Origin of the sequence: Dinoroseobacter sp. S76 (genome assembly GCF_049801095.1) — a bacterium.
In the GTDB taxonomy this organism is placed as follows: Bacteria; Pseudomonadota; Alphaproteobacteria; order Rhodobacterales; family Rhodobacteraceae; genus Dinoroseobacter.
Map to the genome: position 1 here is coordinate 11,722 of NZ_JBNAGH010000010.1, position 18,993 is coordinate 30,714.

13 protein-coding genes are annotated in these 18,993 nt (G+C 60.5%); 6 read left to right on the plus strand and 7 right to left on the minus strand.

What is annotated here, in order from left to right:
• Positions 1–9: 9 nt before the first annotated feature.
• Both ACP153_RS19500 and ACP153_RS19505 read right to left on the minus strand, forming a co-directional pair.
• Positions 10–1,011, minus strand: coding sequence for an ABC transporter permease (locus ACP153_RS19500; RefSeq protein ID WP_424972686.1), 1,002 nt, complete (start codon positions 1,009–1,011; stop codon positions 10–12).
• A 75-nt stretch (positions 1,012–1,086) separates the two neighbouring features.
• On the minus strand, positions 1,087–2,514 hold the full coding sequence (locus ACP153_RS19505) for an ABC transporter substrate-binding protein (protein WP_424972687.1): 1,428 nt from the start codon (positions 2,512–2,514) through the stop codon (positions 1,087–1,089).
• Positions 2,515–2,796: 282 nt separating this feature from the next.
• Here ACP153_RS19505 and ACP153_RS19510 point away from each other — a divergent pair, with 282 nt between their 5' ends.
• Positions 2,797–4,650 carry a sigma 54-interacting transcriptional regulator gene (locus tag ACP153_RS19510; protein ID WP_424972688.1) on the plus strand — a complete coding sequence of 618 codons (1,854 nt, stop codon included), beginning with the start codon at positions 2,797–2,799 and terminating at the stop codon, positions 4,648–4,650.
• Positions 4,651–4,841: 191 nt separating this feature from the next.
• Positions 4,842–5,303 (plus strand): hypothetical protein, encoded by a 462-nt coding sequence (locus tag ACP153_RS19515; protein WP_424972689.1) that lies wholly within the window; start codon positions 4,842–4,844, stop codon positions 5,301–5,303.
• A 136-nt stretch (positions 5,304–5,439) separates the two neighbouring features.
• Here ACP153_RS19515 and ACP153_RS19520 read toward each other — a convergent pair whose 3' ends face one another.
• Positions 5,440–6,603, minus strand: a complete 1,164-nt coding sequence (locus ACP153_RS19520; RefSeq protein ID WP_424972690.1) for an S-(hydroxymethyl)glutathione dehydrogenase/class III alcohol dehydrogenase — start codon at positions 6,601–6,603, stop codon at positions 5,440–5,442.
• 21 nt (positions 6,604–6,624) lie between these two features.
• Positions 6,625–7,278 carry a DUF1826 domain-containing protein gene (locus tag ACP153_RS19525; protein WP_424972691.1) on the minus strand — a complete coding sequence of 218 codons (654 nt, stop codon included), beginning with the start codon at positions 7,276–7,278 and terminating at the stop codon, positions 6,625–6,627.
• A 356-nt stretch (positions 7,279–7,634) separates the two neighbouring features.
• Between ACP153_RS19525 and ACP153_RS19530 the strand changes: the two genes are divergently transcribed.
• On the plus strand, positions 7,635–9,053 hold the full coding sequence (locus tag ACP153_RS19530; protein WP_424972692.1) for an amidase family protein: 1,419 nt from the start codon (positions 7,635–7,637) through the stop codon (positions 9,051–9,053).
• A gap of 548 nt (positions 9,054–9,601) precedes the next feature.
• Here ACP153_RS19530 and rtcR read toward each other — a convergent pair.
• On the minus strand, positions 9,602–11,230 hold the full coding sequence (rtcR, locus tag ACP153_RS19535) for an RNA repair transcriptional activator RtcR (RefSeq protein WP_424972693.1): 1,629 nt from the start codon (positions 11,228–11,230) through the stop codon (positions 9,602–9,604).
• Positions 11,231–11,439: 209 nt separating this feature from the next.
• Between rtcR and ACP153_RS19540 the strand changes: the two genes are divergently transcribed.
• Positions 11,440–12,846 carry an RtcB family protein gene (locus ACP153_RS19540; RefSeq protein WP_424972694.1) on the plus strand — a complete coding sequence of 469 codons (1,407 nt, stop codon included), beginning with the start codon at positions 11,440–11,442 and terminating at the stop codon, positions 12,844–12,846.
• 266 nt (positions 12,847–13,112) lie between these two features.
• Here the strand turns inward: ACP153_RS19540 and mgrA are convergent, their stop codons facing one another.
• Positions 13,113–14,153 carry an L-glyceraldehyde 3-phosphate reductase gene (gene mgrA, locus ACP153_RS19545; RefSeq protein ID WP_424972695.1) on the minus strand — a complete coding sequence of 347 codons (1,041 nt, stop codon included), beginning with the start codon at positions 14,151–14,153 and terminating at the stop codon, positions 13,113–13,115.
• 320 nt (positions 14,154–14,473) lie between these two features.
• On the minus strand, positions 14,474–15,862 hold the full coding sequence (locus ACP153_RS19550) for an NAD(P)/FAD-dependent oxidoreductase (RefSeq protein WP_424972696.1): 1,389 nt from the start codon (positions 15,860–15,862) through the stop codon (positions 14,474–14,476).
• 311 nt (positions 15,863–16,173) lie between these two features.
• Between ACP153_RS19550 and ACP153_RS19555 the strand changes: the two genes are divergently transcribed.
• Together ACP153_RS19555 and ACP153_RS19560 are read left to right on the plus strand one after the other, a co-directional pair.
• Complete coding sequence (locus ACP153_RS19555; RefSeq protein WP_424972761.1) at positions 16,174–16,974, plus strand: DeoR/GlpR family DNA-binding transcription regulator; 801 nt, start codon at positions 16,174–16,176, stop codon at positions 16,972–16,974.
• Positions 16,975–17,392: 418 nt separating this feature from the next.
• Complete coding sequence (locus ACP153_RS19560; RefSeq protein ID WP_424972697.1) at positions 17,393–18,934, plus strand: ABC transporter substrate-binding protein; 1,542 nt, start codon at positions 17,393–17,395, stop codon at positions 18,932–18,934.
• Positions 18,935–18,993 lie beyond the last annotated feature (59 nt).

Consider the following 18,993-nt stretch of genomic DNA (forward strand, 5'->3'; position numbering starts at 1 on the left):
CAGGGCCCTTTATTCGGTGTACGCCACGGCGCGTTGCAGGCGGGCGAAGAGCCCATCCAGCAGCATGCCCATGACGCCGATCAGCAGGATTGCGACGATCATCCGATCCAGTCGCAGACCGTTCCATTCATTCCAGACGACGTAGCCAATGCCGGTGCCGCCCACGAGCATCTCGGCGGCCACGATAACCAGCCATGCGATGCCGATGGAGATCCGCATGCCCGTGATGATCGTCGGGGCAGCTGCGGGCAGGATCACGGTCATGGCTGTCTTGAACGCGCCCAACTCGTGCGTCCGCGCCACATTGATCCAGTCGGACCGGACAGACGCCACGCCAAAGGCGGTATTGGTCAGCATGGGCCAGACCGAGCAGATGAAGATCACGAAGATCGATGACAGCTCACTATCACCGATGGTGAAGAGCGCGATGGGCATCCAGGCCAGCGGCGAGATCGGCTTGAGCACCTGGATATAGGGGTCGAGCGCCTTGTAGGCCAAGGGCGACATCCCGATGAGAAAGCCGAGCGGGATGGCCACCGCCGCCGCCAGCGCGTAGCCGATCACGACCCGCAGCAGGGAGTAGCCGATCTGGATCCCGTAGCCCATGTCATTCGTGCCCGCCACGTAGAACGGGTCGGTGATGGTCGCCCAAAGCTCGACACCGATCTGGGCGGGTGAGGGGAAGAGCGATCCGGGGGCAGGCGCGGAATTTTCATCGGGAACGCTGATCCCCAGCGCCCGGATCCCGCCTGCCATTTCAATGGTCTCGCGCGAGAGGCCGAGGCCCGCGATCTGCTCGAGCTGCGGGAACTCCACGCCTTGACTGGAATAGAGCTCGATATCCTCCGCCGGCATGTTCTTGGCCAGAAGCGCATCGCGCTGGTCGTCCGTCAGCACAACGCCAATCGGTCCCGTGTCCGGGACGTAGGTTGCGGCGTGCCAAATGAACAGGCCCGCGACGAGGATACACAACGACAGCAACGAACTGCGCAGATCAAAGTTCCGGACCATGCCGACCCTCCAGGAAAAATCGTCGTAAGAGCGGGGCATGTCGCTGCCCCGCTCCGGTGTCTTTGCAGCGTTGGATCAGACCGTCCGGCTGAACGGCTGGCTGTCGATGAACTGCTGCGCGTTGCCGGGGGCGAACTCGCGGCCCTGGATCGTCACGGGCGCGAAGACGTCCTGATCCACATCCGAGAAGGTGAGGTTCGGATCTGCGGCCATCATGGCGCGCATGCGCTCGCGGGTGGTGGTGGTCAGCACCAGCTCCTCCGCCAGGGTCGCGTAATCCGTATCCGCCTCGATGTAGTTCCAGCGGCGCAGCTGCGACAGGACCCATGTGCTCATGGTCTGGGTGGGCAGCGGCATGAAGGAAATCCGATCCGGGACGGCCTTGATGTTGCCCTGGCCGTCCGGGAACACGCCCGTGAGGATCTGCTTGAGGATCTCGACCGGCTGGTTGAGGTAGTTGGCAGGCGCCATGGACTCCGCAAAGGCAACGCGGCCCTCGGCGGTTTCTGCGGAGGCCGTCGCCTCGAGGATCGAGGTGGTCAGCGCCATGGTGGTGTTCGGGTTTTCGGTGATGAATTTCTCCGACAGGCCAAACACACAGCACGGGTGCTGCTTCCACAGATCCAGCGTCAGTTTGTGGATGAAGCCCACCTGGTCATAGACCGCGCGCTGACAGAAGGGGTCGGGCGCCAGGTAGCCATCCACGTTCTCCGAACGCAGGTTCGCAACCATCTCGGGTGGCGGCACCACGCGGATCTGGATGTCGCGATCCGGGTCGAGCCCGGCATCTGCCACGTAGTTGCGCAGCAGGAGGTTGTGCATCGAATATTCAAACGGCACCGCGAAGGTGAAACCCTTCCAATTGGCCGGATCCTGATTGTCCAGATGCTTGTTGGCCAGAACGATCGCCTGACCATTGGTGTTCACATTCGACACCACGCGCCAAGGCTGTGCGGTGGAGCCGATCCCCAGGGACATGGCCATCGGCATCGGATAGAGCAGGTGCGAGCCGTCATATTCACCGTTCAGGCACTTGTCGCGCGAGACCGCCCAACCGGCCGTTTTCACGATGTCGACGTCCAGCCCGTAGCGCTCATAGAACCCGAGCGCGTGACCACCGATGATCGGCGTCGCGCAGGTGATGGGCACAAAACCCAGGGTCAGCTTGGTCTTCTCGAGGTTCTTCATGGCCTCTTCGGCCATCAGCTGCAGCGAGGAGAGCGGGAAGACCGTGGCAACCGCAGCAAGCGCCCCCGTGACACCCGCACTGCGCAGGAAGGCCCGGCGCGAGATATCTGTCTTGAACAGGCCCTGCATGACCGAGCTCTCCAGAGCGCGGGTCATCCCGACCTCAGGGTTCAACGACTGCTTCGCCCGTTTGCGCAGGATCGCCGCATCATCCGGCGTCAGCCCGGCATAGGGATCGGCGGGGGCGTCGGAGGCTTCGCCGCACTCGTTCCAGACGTCGATATTGGGGTTAAAGGGATCTTTAAAGTGGGTCATTGAGCACCTTTGATATGTGATCGAACCGCAGACACGGTGGTGACTACCTTCCTCGGGCCGCGCTGCTCCGGGTCTCTCTCAGAACCTCTTTTGCAGCGCTGATAGGGTCAGTATGAGAAAGCCGTTAACCAGAATGAAGCATGCGCCATTTATTTGTGCGCTGTGAAAATTACCCTGAAATCAGTGCCTTAATCGGTTGGATCAATCAGCGATTGTAACGAGAATTCGTAATTTACGAAATCTCGCTAGGTGGTGTGAGGATCCGCAAGCTATGTGTCTCCCATGTCCGATTTGGCGCTCATTCCCGATTCCATTGTCGCCGCTGTCCCCGAAGCGGCGCTCATTCTCTGCACCCGGAGCGACGAGATCCTCGCCTTGAACGCATCGGCGCGGGAGCTGCTTGGAATCGGCCTCAACACACCACCATTCTCGGTCCTTCTGGGGGAGAGCGCGGGGCATTTCCTCGTGTTTCTGGACGAGATCGACAGTCGCGGCAGCGCCTGGACACGCCAAGTCGCCATCCGCCGACCAGATGGCACCCCGGTGCATGCCGAGCTGCGCGGGCGTCCCTTGCCGGGACAGCACGGGAAGGTAGTCCTGACCGTGACGGATCTAGATGATCTGGACCGGCGCCGCGAGGCGACGGAAGTGGCCGAGTTGCATCGCGCAGGCCTGACCGAATGGAAGCGGGCCGAAAGCTTCTTCGCGGATCTGGAGCGGCGCAACCAGTTGATCCTGAACGCGGCGGGCGAGGGGATCTACGGCCTCAATGCGGAGGGCAAGGCGACCTTCGTGAACCGCGCTGCGCAAGAGATGCTGGGCTGGACGACCGAGGATCTGCTGGGCAAGGACATCCACTCGATCCTGCACCACACCCATGCGAACGGCGATCACTACCACCACCACGACTGCCCGATCTACAAGTCCTTCCGCTTTGAGCAGGTCAATCGGATCGAGGACGAGTTCTTCTGGCGCAAGGACGGCAAACCGATCCCGGTCGAATACATTTCAACGCCGATTTACGATCACCAGATCCTCGCCGGGGCCGTTGTGATCTTTCGCGACATCACCGAGCGGAAGGAAAACGAAAAGAAGCTCCGGAATGCGCTGGGCGAGGTTGCCGAGCTGCGCGACCGTCTCGAGCAAGAGAACGCCTATCTGCAGGAAGAGATCAATTCCGAGCGGGCGCATCACACCATCATCGGCAAATCGGCAGCCATCGAGCAGATCGTTGCGCGCATCGATCTGGTTGCCAAGACCGATGCGACGGTCATGATTTCCGGGGAACCCGGGACGGGCAAGACCCTGATGGCGAACGAGATCCACAAGGCCAGTTCCCGCTCGCGCCGCCCGCTTATTCATTTCAACTGTAGCTCCGTGGTGCCCGAAGCCGTGGAAGCCGAGCTTTTCGGGCAGGTGCGCGGCGGACCCCATGCCGCCAAGCAGGACAAACCCGGAAAGCTGGAGCTCGCTCAAGGCGGCACGCTCTTTCTGGATGATGTGGAGGATCTGCCTCAGCAGGTTCAGGGCAAGCTTCTCCATGCGTTGCAGACAAGCACGGTCCGGCGCGTCGGGGATACGCGCGAAAAACCGCTGGATATCCGTGTGATTTGCGCGACCACCTTGTCCTCAAAGGGGCCGCTCGCGGCGCAGCGCCTGCGCGAGGCCCTGTTCATGCATCTGAGCCTCTTTCCGATCACCTCCGTCCCCCTGCGCGACCGGCCCGAGGACGTGCCATTGCTCGCCGTGCATCTGCTGAGCGTTGCCTGTCGACGCCTGAACCGCCCGGTCCCTGCGATCCCGGCCCGCGTCATGCGGGAGCTTGAGGCCTACACTTGGCCCGGCAATGTGCGTGAGCTGCGGAACGTGATCGAACGGGCCGCGATTGTCACGAAGGGGCAGAAGCTCGAAGTCGAGCTGTCCCTCGGCTTTGCCGGTGGGTCGCAATCCCCCGAGGCGATCATGACCGAGGCGGAGGTCCAAACCCTGGTGCGTGGCAATATCGTCGCCGCGTTGCGGTCGGCCAAGGGTAAGGTTTCGGGCGCCACAGGGGCGGCCAGCCTGCTCGACATGAAGCCAACCACGCTGCATTCCCGCATCAAAGCCTTGGGGATTACCGAAGCCGATTGGCAGTGACGGTCCCGGCCTCCGCCGTCAGATCGGCACGATCATCGCCCCCTTGCGCCTGAATGCCAATGGCGGCGATCGGCCCGGAGGTGGGCGCAGATGTCGCTGCGCATTCTGCAAAGGGCTGTTTAACAGCGCAGCATGCTACAGTATACATGTCGCCGCATTTACCAACCGACCAAGAATGACGGACCGTAGCCATGTCTGAACGCAGTTTTGAACCGATGACCAAAGCCGAAGTTGTCACGGCGCAAAGAACCTGGGCCAAGAGCGTAACGGACCAGGATGTGGATGCACTCCTTGAGCTCTACGATTTTGGCGACCCGGATGAGCCTCTCCTCTTCAAGCCCACGCTGGCGGATGTGATCCGTTTGGACAAGAAAGGCGCGAAGGCGTATTTTGTCGGCGGCGACCCCGATTATCCGCAGGATAGCGGGTTTTTGAAGCGCGGCTGGAAGACTGTCGAGTTTCAAAGCGCCGTCGGCCCGATCCTGAAAGCGGGTGGTCTCGGATACAAGGATATGGGGCACTACACGTTTGTGGATGGGTCCGGGAATGCGACCCGGGCGGACTACACTTTTGCTTATCACAAACTGGATGGGCGCGTGTTGATTTCGCTGCACCACTCCTCGTTGACCTGGTTCCCGCCAATGGACGAGTGACGCCACCAAAGCGGTCGAATGCCAGTCTACGACTCTGGTGATCCTCCAGGGTCGCCGCTGGAGCAGAATGTCCATTACCACGGCCGTGTCGTTGGTCCTGCCCAACATCTTGAGCAGGACCACGCTTGGCTGCGGCCTAGGCCGGCACGATCTTCCCGGGCAGGGAGTTGACCTTCAGGGTTTCCTGCGGCTGGAAGTGGATCACCGACCGGATGGACTCACCCGCCTTGAGCAGGTCGAAGGCCGTATTGATCTGCTCATGATGCATGTGGTGGGTGATATAGGGATCGACGTCGAAATCGCCGCGCAGCCATTCATCCACCATGCCCGGCAACTGGCTGCGGCCCAGCACGCCGCCAAAGGCGGTGCCGCGCCAAACCCGTCCGGTCACAAGCTGGAAGGGACGGGTCGAGATTTCCTGCCCCGCGCCCGCTACGCCGATAACGGTGCATTCTCCCCAACCTTTGTGACAGGCCTCCAGCGCCGAGCGCATGAGGTTCACATTGCCGACGGCTTCGAATGTGTAGTCGAGACCGCCATTGGTCATCTCGATCAGCACTTCATGGATCGGAGCGGTGTGATCCTTTGGATTGACGCATTCCGTGGCGCCGAGGGACATGGCCAGAGGGAACTTGTTGGGGTTCACGTCGACCCCGATGATCCGCGATGCGCCCTTGAGCACCGCGCCCTGGATCACGGCCATTCCGACGGCGCCAAGACCAAAGACAGCGACGGTCGAGCCGGGTTCCACCTTGGCTGTGTTGCGCACGGCACCGATCCCAGTGGGAACCGCGCAGCCCATGACGGAGGCTTTGGAAAGCGGTGCCTCCTTCGAAATCTTCGCGACGGAGATTTCCGGAAGCACCGTGTATTCGCTGAAGGTGCTGGTGCCCATATAGTGCAGGATCTGCTTGCCCTTATAGGAGAAGCGCGAGGTGCCATCGGGCATCAAACCGGCCCCTTGCGTGGCGCGGATGGTCTGGCAGAGATTCGTCTTGCCCGACTTGATATAGGGGCATTCGGGGTCTTCTGGCACGTAAAGAGGGATGACGTGATCGCCCGGCTTGACCGATGTCACGCCGCGCCCGACCTCTTCCACGATGCCACAGCCCTCATGGCCGAGGATGCAGGGGAAGAGCCCTTCCGGATCCTCCCCAGAGAGCGTGAAGACATCCGTGTGGCATAGGCTCGTGGTGACGATCCGAACCAGAACCTCGCCATCCTTCGGACCTTCCAGATCGATCTCTTCGATCTCCAGAGGCTGGTTTGGCCCCCAGGCGATTGCGGCACGTGTTTTCATCCTTTGTCTCCTCCCAAGGGATCAATGGTAAGTGTTTGGCTTTGGAGCCGTTGTTCTTCCCGGGGCACGGACTGGGTCCAGGGTGAGAACAAGGCTGCTCAATGGCGCGCCGGTAGTGGGCAGCGCGTGGTAGGGCAGGGTTTTCGCGGAAAACCCGTCCGGGTCCGTCTCGCGCATGATGAAGGGAACCCCGTTTGCGATCGGGGTCCCCGGAGTATGGCCATCCGCGCTCTGAGCGATTTCCAGCTGCGGCCCCCGATAGACGCAGACCAGGCGCGCGTTTTCGATGGGGGCATCTGCGGTGATCTCCTGAGGGCCGTCGCACACGGTCAGGCGAAGGCGCAGGTAGTCGCAGCGCGCAATCTCCGCGAAGATATGCGCCAGTGCTGCGATATCCCCGGTCAGCATATTGCGCTCCCGACAATCGGGGATCCCGGCTTGCTGGCACAGATGCGTCATGGCCTCTTTCACCGTCTCCGCCTGCAGGATCAGACGGGCGCTTGGCAGAGACGTGGCGCAGAGCGCGTCCAGCCACATCTGAAAAGACGCAAGAGGCTGGCGCTGCCATACGGCTGCAAAGCAAGCCGGCGCGGTAACCTTGGACAGGACAAAAGGTGTCTCTGCGACCGCAATCCCGGAAGGTGGTGACGGCAATCGTGCCTGTTGTATGCTCATGCAAATGTGGTCCGAAATGGCTTGGCGGCAGCGTGTTGGTAAAATGAAACTATTTCAGTTACGTGATTCTCGCAACAAGCAGAGTTGCGAGATGGCCTTGTGGCTGCGGCGCTTTGATATGAAGGCAAAACCCCGTCGGACCTTGGCGAAGTCTGCGCTCAGGCATGACCCCTCTGGGCGCTCGACGGCGTTGATCTCAGTGGAGATCGCCGAGTGAGCCGTGCCCAATTCAATCTTGCCGCGCTGAACGTTGGGAACGTCGCGCGATGCCGTCCTTGCCGGGTGGCGCTTTGTCAAAAAAATCAGCACGGTCCTGAAACCGGCCCAGCTGCATTCACCCGAAGGAATTCCGCGACATGACTGACACACGTCCTCTTTGGCAGTGGAGCGCCTCCGAGATTGCTGCGGCAACGCGGAGCGGATCGCTCAGCGCATCGGAGGTCACAGAGGCCGCGATTACACGGATGGAGGCGGCCAATCCCGACCTGAACGCCGTGGTCGAGAGCCTGGCGGAGGAAGCGCGTACGGACGCCGCCGCACTTGACGCCAGCTTTGACCCCAAGGGGCCGCTGCACGGCGTGCCTGTGACCATCAAGATCAACGTGGATCAGAAAGGCCACGCGACATCCAACGGCGTCGTGGCCTTCAAGGATATCATCGCCCCGGATGATGCAACCGTCGTGCGCAATCTGAAGGCGGCTGGCGCGGTTGTCATTGGCCGTACGAACACGCCGGAATTTTCCTTCCGCGCGGATACGGACAACCCGCTCTATGGTCGAACCCAGAACCCCTGGGGGCCGCATATCTCGCCCGGGGGGTCGTCGGGCGGTGCGGGGGCGGCGGTCATGGCCGGGATCGGTGCCCTTGCCCATGGGAACGACATTGGCGGCTCGCTGCGGTTTCCGGCCGCCGCGAACGGGGCCGTGACGGTCAAGCCGGGCTTGGGACGCGTGCCCGCCTATAACCCCAGCCAGACGAGCGAGCGGGGGCTTCTGGCACAATCCATGTCCGTCCAGGGGCTCATCGCGCGCAACGCGGCTGATTTGCATCTGTCGATGCCCGCCATGATCGCACCAGATGCGCGGGACCCATTCCATGTGCCCATGCCATGGCGCGGTGCGCCGATCGAGCCTCCGCTCCGGGTCGCGGTCGCCAGTGACGATTTCGGCTTCGGCATGGATCCTGCCGTGCGGACCGCGCTCGACAAGGCGGCCTCTGCGCTTTCGGATGCCGGATATGCCGTCGAGGCGGTGGAGCCGCCGCTTGCACGCGAAACCGGAGAGACCGCCTACAGGACGCTCCTGGGGGAGGTGCATGCCATGCTGGGCCCCGATATTCGCGCCTACGGGTCCGAAGAAATCAACGCGATCTTTGACGAATACTATCGCCAGTTTCCCCCATATGAGGGCAACGACCTTCTGAAAATGCTCGCCCAGCGGACAGCTTTTGCGCGGAATTGGTCGCTGTTTCTCGAGGAGTATCCGCTGGTTCTGACCCCCTTCATGCTCACGCCCTTCTTTGCGCCCGGACGCGACATCGAAGGCGCCGATGGCGTGAGGGAGGTGTTGGGATGCTCCCATTGGTCCTTCATCATGAACTTCCTTGGCCTGCCCGCGGGCAACCTGCCGACGCATGTCGCCGAGACAGCGGAGGGCCCCAGCCCAATCGGTGTGCAGATCGCGGGACGCAGATGGCGAGAGGATCTTATCGTGGATGCGATGCAGGCCATCGAGGCGAGGATCCCGCCCACCTGCACCCGGCTCTGGGCCGGGTAGCGGCGGGCATCCGGCTACGACCGGTTTTCGTCGGTGGATCTGGCCGCTGCGATCCCTGAAGCTGAGGCACGGCACTCCGTGTCTCCATGCGTTGCTCGGTGGTCAAGGAGGCGCAGCCCTCAGCCCCGTCTTTCACACAAGGCTTAGCCCGACAGCACCGGCTCCAGCCGATCGAATGCCTGCTCGAGGATGTCGGGCAGTTGCGCATGGCACAGACGGAGAAAGCCCGCCCCATCCTCTCCGAAGGCGATGCGACAATGCACTTGTCTGATCGAGGGTGCCAATCACCCAACCGGTCGGGTCGCTATGAGAATTGACACGGTAACCGATTTCAACAGCCTCGTTTGCTGCATGTGTTTCGACCCCGCGGCTCTGCCCGTTCCGAGCGACTATGGGCACGAAAGCCAAATTCAAGAGATTCCGCAACTGTTGCCTGCCCCAGGAACAGGACGCCGCCAAAAGCGCGCGACCCATTTGTGTACGTTCGCGACTGCCATGTGACCTGCACTCTGGTGCTCAATTCTCGCAGTCAACGACGAGCCTGAGTATCAGCTGGAAACGTCTTCCCAAGACAGACCAAAACGGGCGAGGTACTTCCTGAGGCGGTCGGAGTCGTTGACGCTGCTCCGCTGCGCGCGGGAGACCGTATAGAGCTTGCGCCCTGCCTCGCTAAGCGTTTTGGAGCTTTGGCATACCCGAATGACATGCGCCAATTGCGGGATGTCGAACGGGTCAATCTCCTCGTTGATGACATCAGCCACAAGGTTCGCATCATCGTCCTTGGAGGCTGTTGCCCAGCGGTGCTTGAGGGCTTCGATCTCTTCATTGACCTGGCTGAGGGTGATGCGACCCCGCGGCGCGAGCGTGCAAAGTCGTAGGACCGCACCGCTGAAATCGCGGAAGTTCCCGGGCCAGTCTGTGTCCGGCGCGCGCGAGAACCGCAGCCAAGCGTCCGCGGCATCCGCATTGAAGCCGATGCGACTTCCCAGCTTTTGCTCGGCCCGGAGCAACTCGTGGCGCAGATTGACTTCAATGTCGTCGCGCCGGTCGCGCAGTGGCGGAAGATGAAAGGTCCAGGTGTTCAACCGCGACAATAGATCTGCACGGAACTTGCCGTCTGCAACAAGCACCGAGAGGTCCTGCGAGGCAGCCGCGATGACCTGAAACCGGCTTGTTGCTTCCGCGTCAGACCCGAGCGGATAGTAGCGCCCAGTTTCGATCGCATGGAGCAGGAGCGACTGCTCGTCCGCACCCAATGTGTCGATCTCGTCGAGAAAGAGAACGCCGCCATCCGCTTCACGCAGCAGGCCCGCGCGTTCACTGCCCGCAATCCCTGTATGGCTTCGGCGTTGGCCAAAGAGCGTCGGAAAGGCTATTTCTCCGCGCAAGGTGGCGCAGTTGACTTGGACCAGCCGTCCTTTGACCCGGCGGCGCTGCAGCTTCATTTCGTAGATCCGTTGCGCGAGCTCGGATTTGCCGACACCGGGTTCGCCGAGGATCAAGACAGGCTCGTCAGAGCGCTCGGTGACGTGTTCGATCCGGTCTATGATGCTGTTGAACGCGCGGTTTCGGGTTTCGATCCCGCCCTTGAGAAGGGTGCCATACTCGCGCGTTTGCTGGTCGAAGCGTTTTTGGATCGCGTCATATTGGCTGAGGTCGAGATCGATGAGGTCAAACGTTCCTGCCTCGACCTCTCCCTTGCGAGGGGGGCCTGTCTGGATCAGAGCTGCAGGGATGTGCCTGCTCTCGGTCAACAGGAACCAGCAGATCTGCGCGATATGCGTCCCCGTGGTCAAATGGATATGGTACCGCTCGCGATCCTCGTCGAACCCATAGTTCTGTGCGAAATCAAACAGCTTGCCGTAGACCTCTTGCAGATCCCAGGGGTCGTCCAGATCCATGCGTTGCAGCAGAACCTCTGTCTCGGGAGAGACCTTCGAGATTTCCCGGCGGACGTCATGGGCAAGGCGATTGAACTTGCGATCATAGAGGAGTTCGAGACGGTCGATCTCAAAGCCGGGCTCTTGGCACATGCCAACTGTTGGCCGCCAGCCAAGTTTGCCGCCGCGATCTAGCTGCGTCCCCAGAAAGCCGAGAACGACATTTCTCATAAGTTTGATCCATTTGGATAAATTACGATCACCAGGGATCGTATCTTGAGGGAGGTGTTTGTGCAAACTTCAATAAACTGTCACGAAAACAGGCGCTTGATGGCTTCTCCGTTTTTCCTTCGGCGCAGGCTGGGACACTGCCAAAACACTCTCACCAAAAGGATGAGAGAAGAAAGCAACGGATGATCCGCATCCCCAAGTCCAGCGGCCTGGGCCCATTCCCAGGCCGCTACACCATTCCCTCGATTGCTGAAGACTGATGAGAGGCTGTGAGTATGAACGAGTTGACACCTTTGACCGGTCACGATCTGACCGCGTGGGGCCATACGCCTGGCCCGCAGTTTCCCGCTTTGCTGGAGCGTGCGAACACCCTCTTGGGCACTGGCCGCAATCGGGATGACATTCGCGAAGCCTTGGCGGCAGACCTGCCGCCAGAGCCCGTAGAGTATCCGTTGCAGAGCGCTGCAGATGTTCCGCTTTTTGAGAACCTGACACCGGCAGATGCAGATGAGGAAACAAACCTCAGCAAAGTGCGCGAAACGATCCGCGCGGTGATGGAAACCCCGACCGTTGTCAGCGCGGCGATCATGCCGGATGCCTGCCCGGCGGGTCCTGTCGGGACCATTCCTGTCGGTGGGGTCATCGCGGCTCGGAACGCCATTCATCCCGGGATGCACTCGGCCGACATCTGTTGTTCGCTGATGTTGAGCGATCTGGGCAACGCGGATCCAAAGGCTGTTCTCGATGCCGCATCCCAGGTGACACATTTTGGCCCCGGTGGGCGGGCGCAGGGCCAGCGCTTTACCGTCTCCTTGGATTTGCTGGATGCCTTTCGGGCAAATCCGTTCTTGAACAGCGCCAAGACAATTCGTGCCGCGCAAGAGCATATGGGGACGCAAGGAGACGGCAACCATTTCCTGTTCGTCGGCACGTCCCGGCGCAGCGGGCGGACCATGCTGATCACACATCACGGGTCGCGCGGGCCGGGCGCCAAGCTCTACAAGGCCGGGATGGAGGTTGCTGAGCGGTACCGTCGCAAACATGCAAAGGGGACCCTGAAGCAGAATGCCTGGATCCCTGCGGATACCGAGGATGGTGTGGCCTATTGGGACGCCCTTCAGCTCATTCGGAAGTGGACAAAGACGAACCACAACTCGATCCACCAAGCGACGGTCGAGGCCGTTGGTGCGTCAGCGTCGGATCGGTTCTGGAACGAGCACAACTTTGTCTTCCGCCGCGGTGATGTCTTTTACCATGGCAAAGGGGCGACCCCCGCGTGGCGTGACTTTGCTGCTGATGCTGATCCTGCGGGTCGGACGATCATTCCGCTGAACATGGCGGAGCCGGTCCTGATTGTGAAAGGCGCTGACGCGCCCAACGGCCTTGGCTTCAGTCCTCATGGGGCGGGGCGCAACTGGTCGCGGACCGAACACATCCGCCGGCTCGGCGCCAAAACGCCGGATGAGGCTTTGATCGAGGAAGCGAAAGGGCTCGACGTCCGGTTCTTCTGTGGGAAAGTCGATGCCTCGGAGTTGCCGTCGAGTTACAAACCGGCCGCTGCGCTTGAGGCCCAGATCACAGAATTTGGTCTGGCCACCATCGAAGACTGGATTGATCCCTATGGCTGCCTCATGGCCGGCGAGGTCCCGCGCTACCAGCGGCGCGTCAAAGGTCGCCGCTGAGACGCCCCGCTCGAAGGTTTTCCGGGCGGGGTTTTCTTAGTCTGATTTGTTCTTTCGGCTGCTCCGCTGCCCGAGAACACATGGTAGGACAGCGCAGATGTGCCGCTGACAGAACGGTTGGTTTTCGGGGGCGCGGAGCGCGCAGGCGTAGCGCAGCTTCAAAGGCCTTGCGATCGGGCTTAACCCTGCAGACAGCAGGTTGCCGTCAATCCGGTCCTTCCCACAAGCTCCCCTCCCCCGATTGATCAGATCTCGCTCGATAGGGCTCAGGGTGTGACGTCTCCCGAAGATGAGCTTTCCCAAAGGTTGATATCGCCCTCGACTGCATATCTGTCGATCTCTTCAAGCTCCGCGGCAGAGAACTCCAGATTGTCCAAAGCCCCCACGCAATCGACGACCTGCTGTGGTTTCGACGCGCCGATCAGGGCTGAGGTGATGTCGCCCCCACGCAGAGTCCATGCGATGGCCATTTGCGCCAGGGTTTGGCCCCGGCTTTCTGCAATCCGGTTCAACTGCCGGATGTTCTCGAGGTTTTCGTCGCTCAGGAAACCCTGGCTGAGCGATGTACCTGCATCCGCGCGGCTCCCCGTGGGCACGCCGTTGAGATACTTGTTCGTCAACATGCCCTGCGCCAGAGGCGTGAACACAATCGAGCCGATCCCGAGCGTGTTGAGTGTCTGCTTCAACCCGTCCCGTTCGATCCAACGGTTCAGCATGTTGTAGCTTGGCTGGTGGATCAGGCACGGTGTGCCAAGCTCCTCCAGGATCGCAGCTGCTTTGCGTGTCGTCGCGGAGTTGTAGGACGAAATCCCGACATAGAGCGCCTTGCCGGACCGAACGATCTGATCCAGCGCGCCCATGGTTTCTTCGAGCGGTGTCTCCGGATCGAACCGGTGAGAGTAGAAGATGTCGACGTAATCCACGCCAAGGCGTTTGAGGCTTTGGTCACAGGACGCGATCAGGTACTTGCGGCTCCCCCCGTTGCCATAGGGGCCGTCCCACATGTCCCAGCCCGCCTTGCTCGAAATGATCAGCTCGTCGCGATGTCCGGCAAAGTCAGTCCTGAGGATGTCACCGAAGGCTTCTTCGGAAGATCCAGCAGGCGGCCCATAGTTGTTGGCGAGATCAAAATGGGTGATGCCAAGGTCAAAGGCTGTCTGACAGATCGCCCGCTTGGTCTCATGGGGCGTGTCCTCGCCGAAGTTATGCCACAGGCCCAGCGAAATCGCCGGGAGTTTCAACCCGCTTTTGCCGCAGGGATTGTAGAGCATCTTGGAGTAGCGGCCGTCATGGGGCGTATAGGTCATGTTTATCTCGATGTTTGGGTTGCTAGGGGCGTCGTATCAAAACGCCATCAGATAGATGTGTCGCTGACCGGGCATCTTGGATGATCTGCGCTTTGTCCTTTGGGTCAAGGGGAGGAACGAAGCGGAAGCAGGGGTGATCAGTATTGGAAGGTAACACGGGCGCCGTCGCCGGGTTTCTTGCCAACGGTCGCACCCCGGACGATATCGGCGGGGCAGGGGGGGACAAATCTGCCGCAAAGGCATTGAACTGGCGCGATCTGCTCGTGCCCTGTGCCAAGCCTTCCCGGCATGGCGGCGCGCGCTGAGGTTCCGTTCCAGCCTCATTGCATGGCCCCCATGGCCCTATTTCCCGGGGCAAAGGTCGGCATTCCCTTCGTGGAGCGAAACCGATTGAACCGAAATGGCGTCGGATCGACGCTGGTACGATTTCCGGTGATGATCTGGGACATAAGCTCGCCTACCGCAGGCCCGGCGCCGAACCCATGCCCGGACAACCCAGATGCTATGAACAGGCCGGGGATACTGGCCACGCCATCGATCACCGGAACGCCATCGGCTGTGGCGTCAATTGCGCCGCCCCAGGCGTGGGTGACGCGCGCATCCTTGAAAGCAGGAAAAGCTTCCCTGAGGCCCTTCAGTGATGTGTTGAGCATCCATTTTGAAGGCGCAGGGTTCAAAACGCGCACGGCCTCAAAGGCCGTTGTCCCATCGAGGCTCCAGCGCCGCTTGGTCATCAGTTCCTCGAAGAAATCACGGCCGAAGCGCAGGCTGAGTTCGCGCCAGCTTTTGAGGAAGACCGGCAGGAAGTCGGGGAGGAACCGAAAGCTGTCCGGGACGATGGGTGCGATGTTGATGTTGCGGGGGCCGACCGTGAAGCCGCCATCCAGCCGTCGGCGCAGCCCGAAGGTCGCGCCTCCGATTGGAAAGTCGGGACCAGCATTGTGCGATCCGTCTGGCGCCTCGATGCGCGCCGCCGCGGCAATGATGTTCAGTTGCGGCAAGCGTATTCCGGCATTTCCGAGAAACAGACGGGTCCATACGCCGCCTGCCACAACGACGGAGGCGCATTTGATGGTCCCTTTCTCGGTGACAACTGCAGAGATCGCTCCGCCGGATGTTTCAATGCCGCGCACAGCGCATTGGATGCAAATGCCGGCTCCAAGACGGCGGGCAGCCTCGGCAAAGGCGGGAACCGCCAAGGCGGGTTCGGCCCGGCCATCGCTGGTTGTGTGCAGTCCATAGGTGTGGCCCCCGGATAGCCCGGGCACAAGCTCCTCGATGTCTCGTGCGTTCAACTCTCTGAGGGGTAGCCCAAAATCGCGACCATCTTGCGCCCAGCCTTGGGCTTGCTCTATCTCCCAGCGCTTTCTGCACACATAGGTAATGCCGGTTTCCCGGTACCCGGCTTCGATGCCAAATCGCTCCTTCAAGCTCCGCCACAATGTCAGGCTCTGGATGGAGAGAGGCATCTCGGCTGTGTCGCGTCCCATCTGGCGGGTCCAGCCCCAATTGCGCGAAGATTGCTCCGCGGCGATCTCGCCTTTTTCGCAAAGACACACGCGCACGCCCTGTTCTGCAAGAAACAGCGCGGTCGAAACACCTGCGATTCCGCCCCCAATGACGACCACGTCAACGCTGGAAGGAAGGCTTGGGTCACTCGCGACTTTCGTCAGGGAAGGAACGCGACCGGTTACTGTGCTCTTGTCCATACTGTCCTTCTTTCTCGGCCTTGCTTCATCGTGGAGCGTGGCTGAGCGATAGGTTGCATTTTTATGACGTTATGTGATCGTTTGTGATTGAATGCAAGTGGAGACTCTGTGTTGAGATCTGATTTGACGCTACTTTGGTGTTTCGCGGATATATCTGGTGATTTCTGCTCCTTCTTGACTTGTTTTGCCGGCGCTCTCATACAGGATGCGCGCCCACGGGTGATGCTGACAAATAAACGACATGGTTGGGGTGGCCGGCTGCGACCGTGCCCCGGTGTTCGTTTCGTCAATACAGGGAGGCTCTGTTGAGCATGCCAAATGATGGCAACACGGAAGAGCTTCTGCCCGCTGAGCGCCGCCAGCGAATCATGGACTGGTTTGACGTGCATTTCGCAGGCTCGAGCCAAGATCTGGCCGAGCGCTTTGGAATCTCAGTGTCGACGATCCGCCGGGATCTCGACTATCTCGCCAAAGAAGGTTTCTTGAGCAGGACACATGGCGGAGCAGTGCGCATGCGTCCCCAGGCCAGCTATGAGCCGAGCACGGAACTCGCGCGGAACACTGCGGTTGAGGAGAAGCGGAGCATTGTGGCGGAGGCGGTCAAGCAGCTGCGGCCGGACCAGAGCATCATGATCGATACCGGCACGATCTGCCATGATCTCGCAGATGCGATCGCCCAGGTGGATTTCCCGCTCACCATCATCACCAACGACATCTATGTGGCAAAAGCCCTTACATATAAGCCTCAATTGTCGGTAGTCATGCCTGGTGGGGCGAACCGTTTTGGCGCTTATAGCCTTCTGGGTGAGCCAGGGCTTGCCTTTGTCCGGGACGTCAGGTGCGACATGTTTTTCATGTCTGCTCAGGCGGTCGACGGGGATTGCGCATCTGATACGGTGATGGAGTTGGTCGAGATGAAGCGTGCCATGATGGCAGCCTCTGAAAAGACCTGTCTGCTGGCGGATAGCAGTCGTTTCAACGGGCGCGCATTGTATCGCATCGCGCCCTTGGAGCGCATTCATACCGTCATCACCGATGAGGGGTTGGCGCCAAGCATGCGAGAAGCGATCAGATCGCATGGCGTGACGCTGAATTGCGTCTCCTTGGGCTGAGATCGGCCTGGGGCCTCTCGCCAGTCCTGGGGCGGAATAGCTTGCGGTGCCCGAGCCCTCGGCTCTTGCCATAGATGAGACTCGTTTTGGGGGCAGCACATTCGCGCTGTGCAGTCTCCGGGCGTGCGTCGCCTGATCTGCGAGTTTTTGGGTTGCCTTATGGGGCTCACTTGCACTTATTTGGTAGATTGTGCGCGATAAGCTCCCAAAAAAGCCATAAAGCGTCATAAAAGCGCTTTACAGATCTGATGCTGCGTGTAATGGCTTGGTTGTCGCGCGTATTTGCGCGTTTGTGACAGATTAGCGGCAAGGGCGCCAAGAAGAACCTCAGCGGTTCCGGTCACGTCCGGCAAATCTGAATGGAACAAAAATCCGGGGATGCTCTTGCGGCTCTCCTGCGAACAACTGGGAGACCTAGATGAAAAAGTTGCTCTGTATGTCGGTCACCGGCCTGCTTCTCGGCAGCGCTGCATTTGCGGACGGACAAACCCTGACCGTTGGAACCAACGTCGCAGATGCCGGGGTTCTTGATCCGCATTCGGCCACATCAACCGCTGACAAGGGTCTCCTGCATTGGATGTTCAACGGTCTGGTGCGGATCCAGCCGGGCCAGTCCAACCCGGACTTCATCGAGCCCGATATTGCAAAAAGCTGGACGACATCAGCTGACGGTCTGACCTGGACCTTTGCGCTGCGCGATGATGTCGACTGCCACGGCGACTATGGACGTATTGATGCAAACGATGTCGTTTACTCGCTGACCCGCGCGTCTGATGCGGACCGCTCCGCCTTTGCTGGCGACTTCGCGGCAATCAGCAGTATCGAAGCAACCGGTGACTTTGAGGTCACGATCACCCTTGCCAACCAGATACCCAGTTTGCTTGGGCTGCTCATTTCCTACCATGGAGGCAACATCGTCTGTCAGGATGCGGTGGAGGCCTTGGGCGACAATTACGCGCAAACGCCGATCGGCACAGGCCCCTTTATGTTTGCCGAGTATCAGCCGCAGCAGTTCATTCGACTGGTCGCAAATCCCGAGTATTTCCGCGGTGAACCGCAGATCAAGGAGATCGTCTATCGCTACATTCCGTCGGACTCGACCCGGGATCTGGCGTTTCAATCGGGTGAACTGGACATGATGACCGGGCGCCAGGATCAAATCTGGGCGGAGCGCATAAAGAAGGTTGAAGGCGCGAACCTTGTGTTGATGTCCCCCGGTGAGATGTCGGTGCTGAGCCTCAACAAAACCATGGCGCCGTTGGACAATATTCTAGTCCGTCAGGCGATTGCCCATGCAATCAACCGCGAAGAACTGGTCGCTTTCCGTGGAGCGGATGTCATTGTGCCGGCGATATCGCCGGTGCCCGAGGGGAACCTCGGCTATACTGACGACGTACCGCAATACGCGCATTCGGTCGACCGCGCCAAGGCGTTGCTGGCAGAAGCGGGGTACCCGGATGGCGTCACGATCCAGACGATCCACACCAACAACCCGGGCATGCTTCCGACCATGGAAGCGGTCCAGGCTCAGCTTGCTCGTGCGGGCATCAATATGGACATCACGGTGGTCGAGCACTCCACCTTCCATGAGCAGATCCGCAAGGATCTGAGCCAGGTTGTTCACTACTCCGCGCTGCGCTTCCCCGTTGCGGATGTGTATCTGTCTCAGTTCTTCCACTCGGATGCGATCGTGAACACGCCCTCCGGCGTCACGAACTTCTCGCATTGCTCGGTTGCGGATGCGCAGATTGAAGCGGCCCGCGCCGAGACCGACGCGACCCGTCAACTGGCGCTTTGGGCCGAGGCCCAGGCGGCGATCATGGAAGATCTGTGTGCTGTCCCGCTTTTTCAGGCGCGGCTCTTGTGGGTCTGGAATGACAAGCTGGATCTGGGTGTGGAGGTCGCGGGGTCGTTGAACCTCAGCCCCCCGGTCACGGAACTTGCCCGTTTCACGGACTGACGCGGTAACGCTTTGCGGGGCGCCCGGCCGATGGTCGGGCACCCGTTGCTACAGGAGAG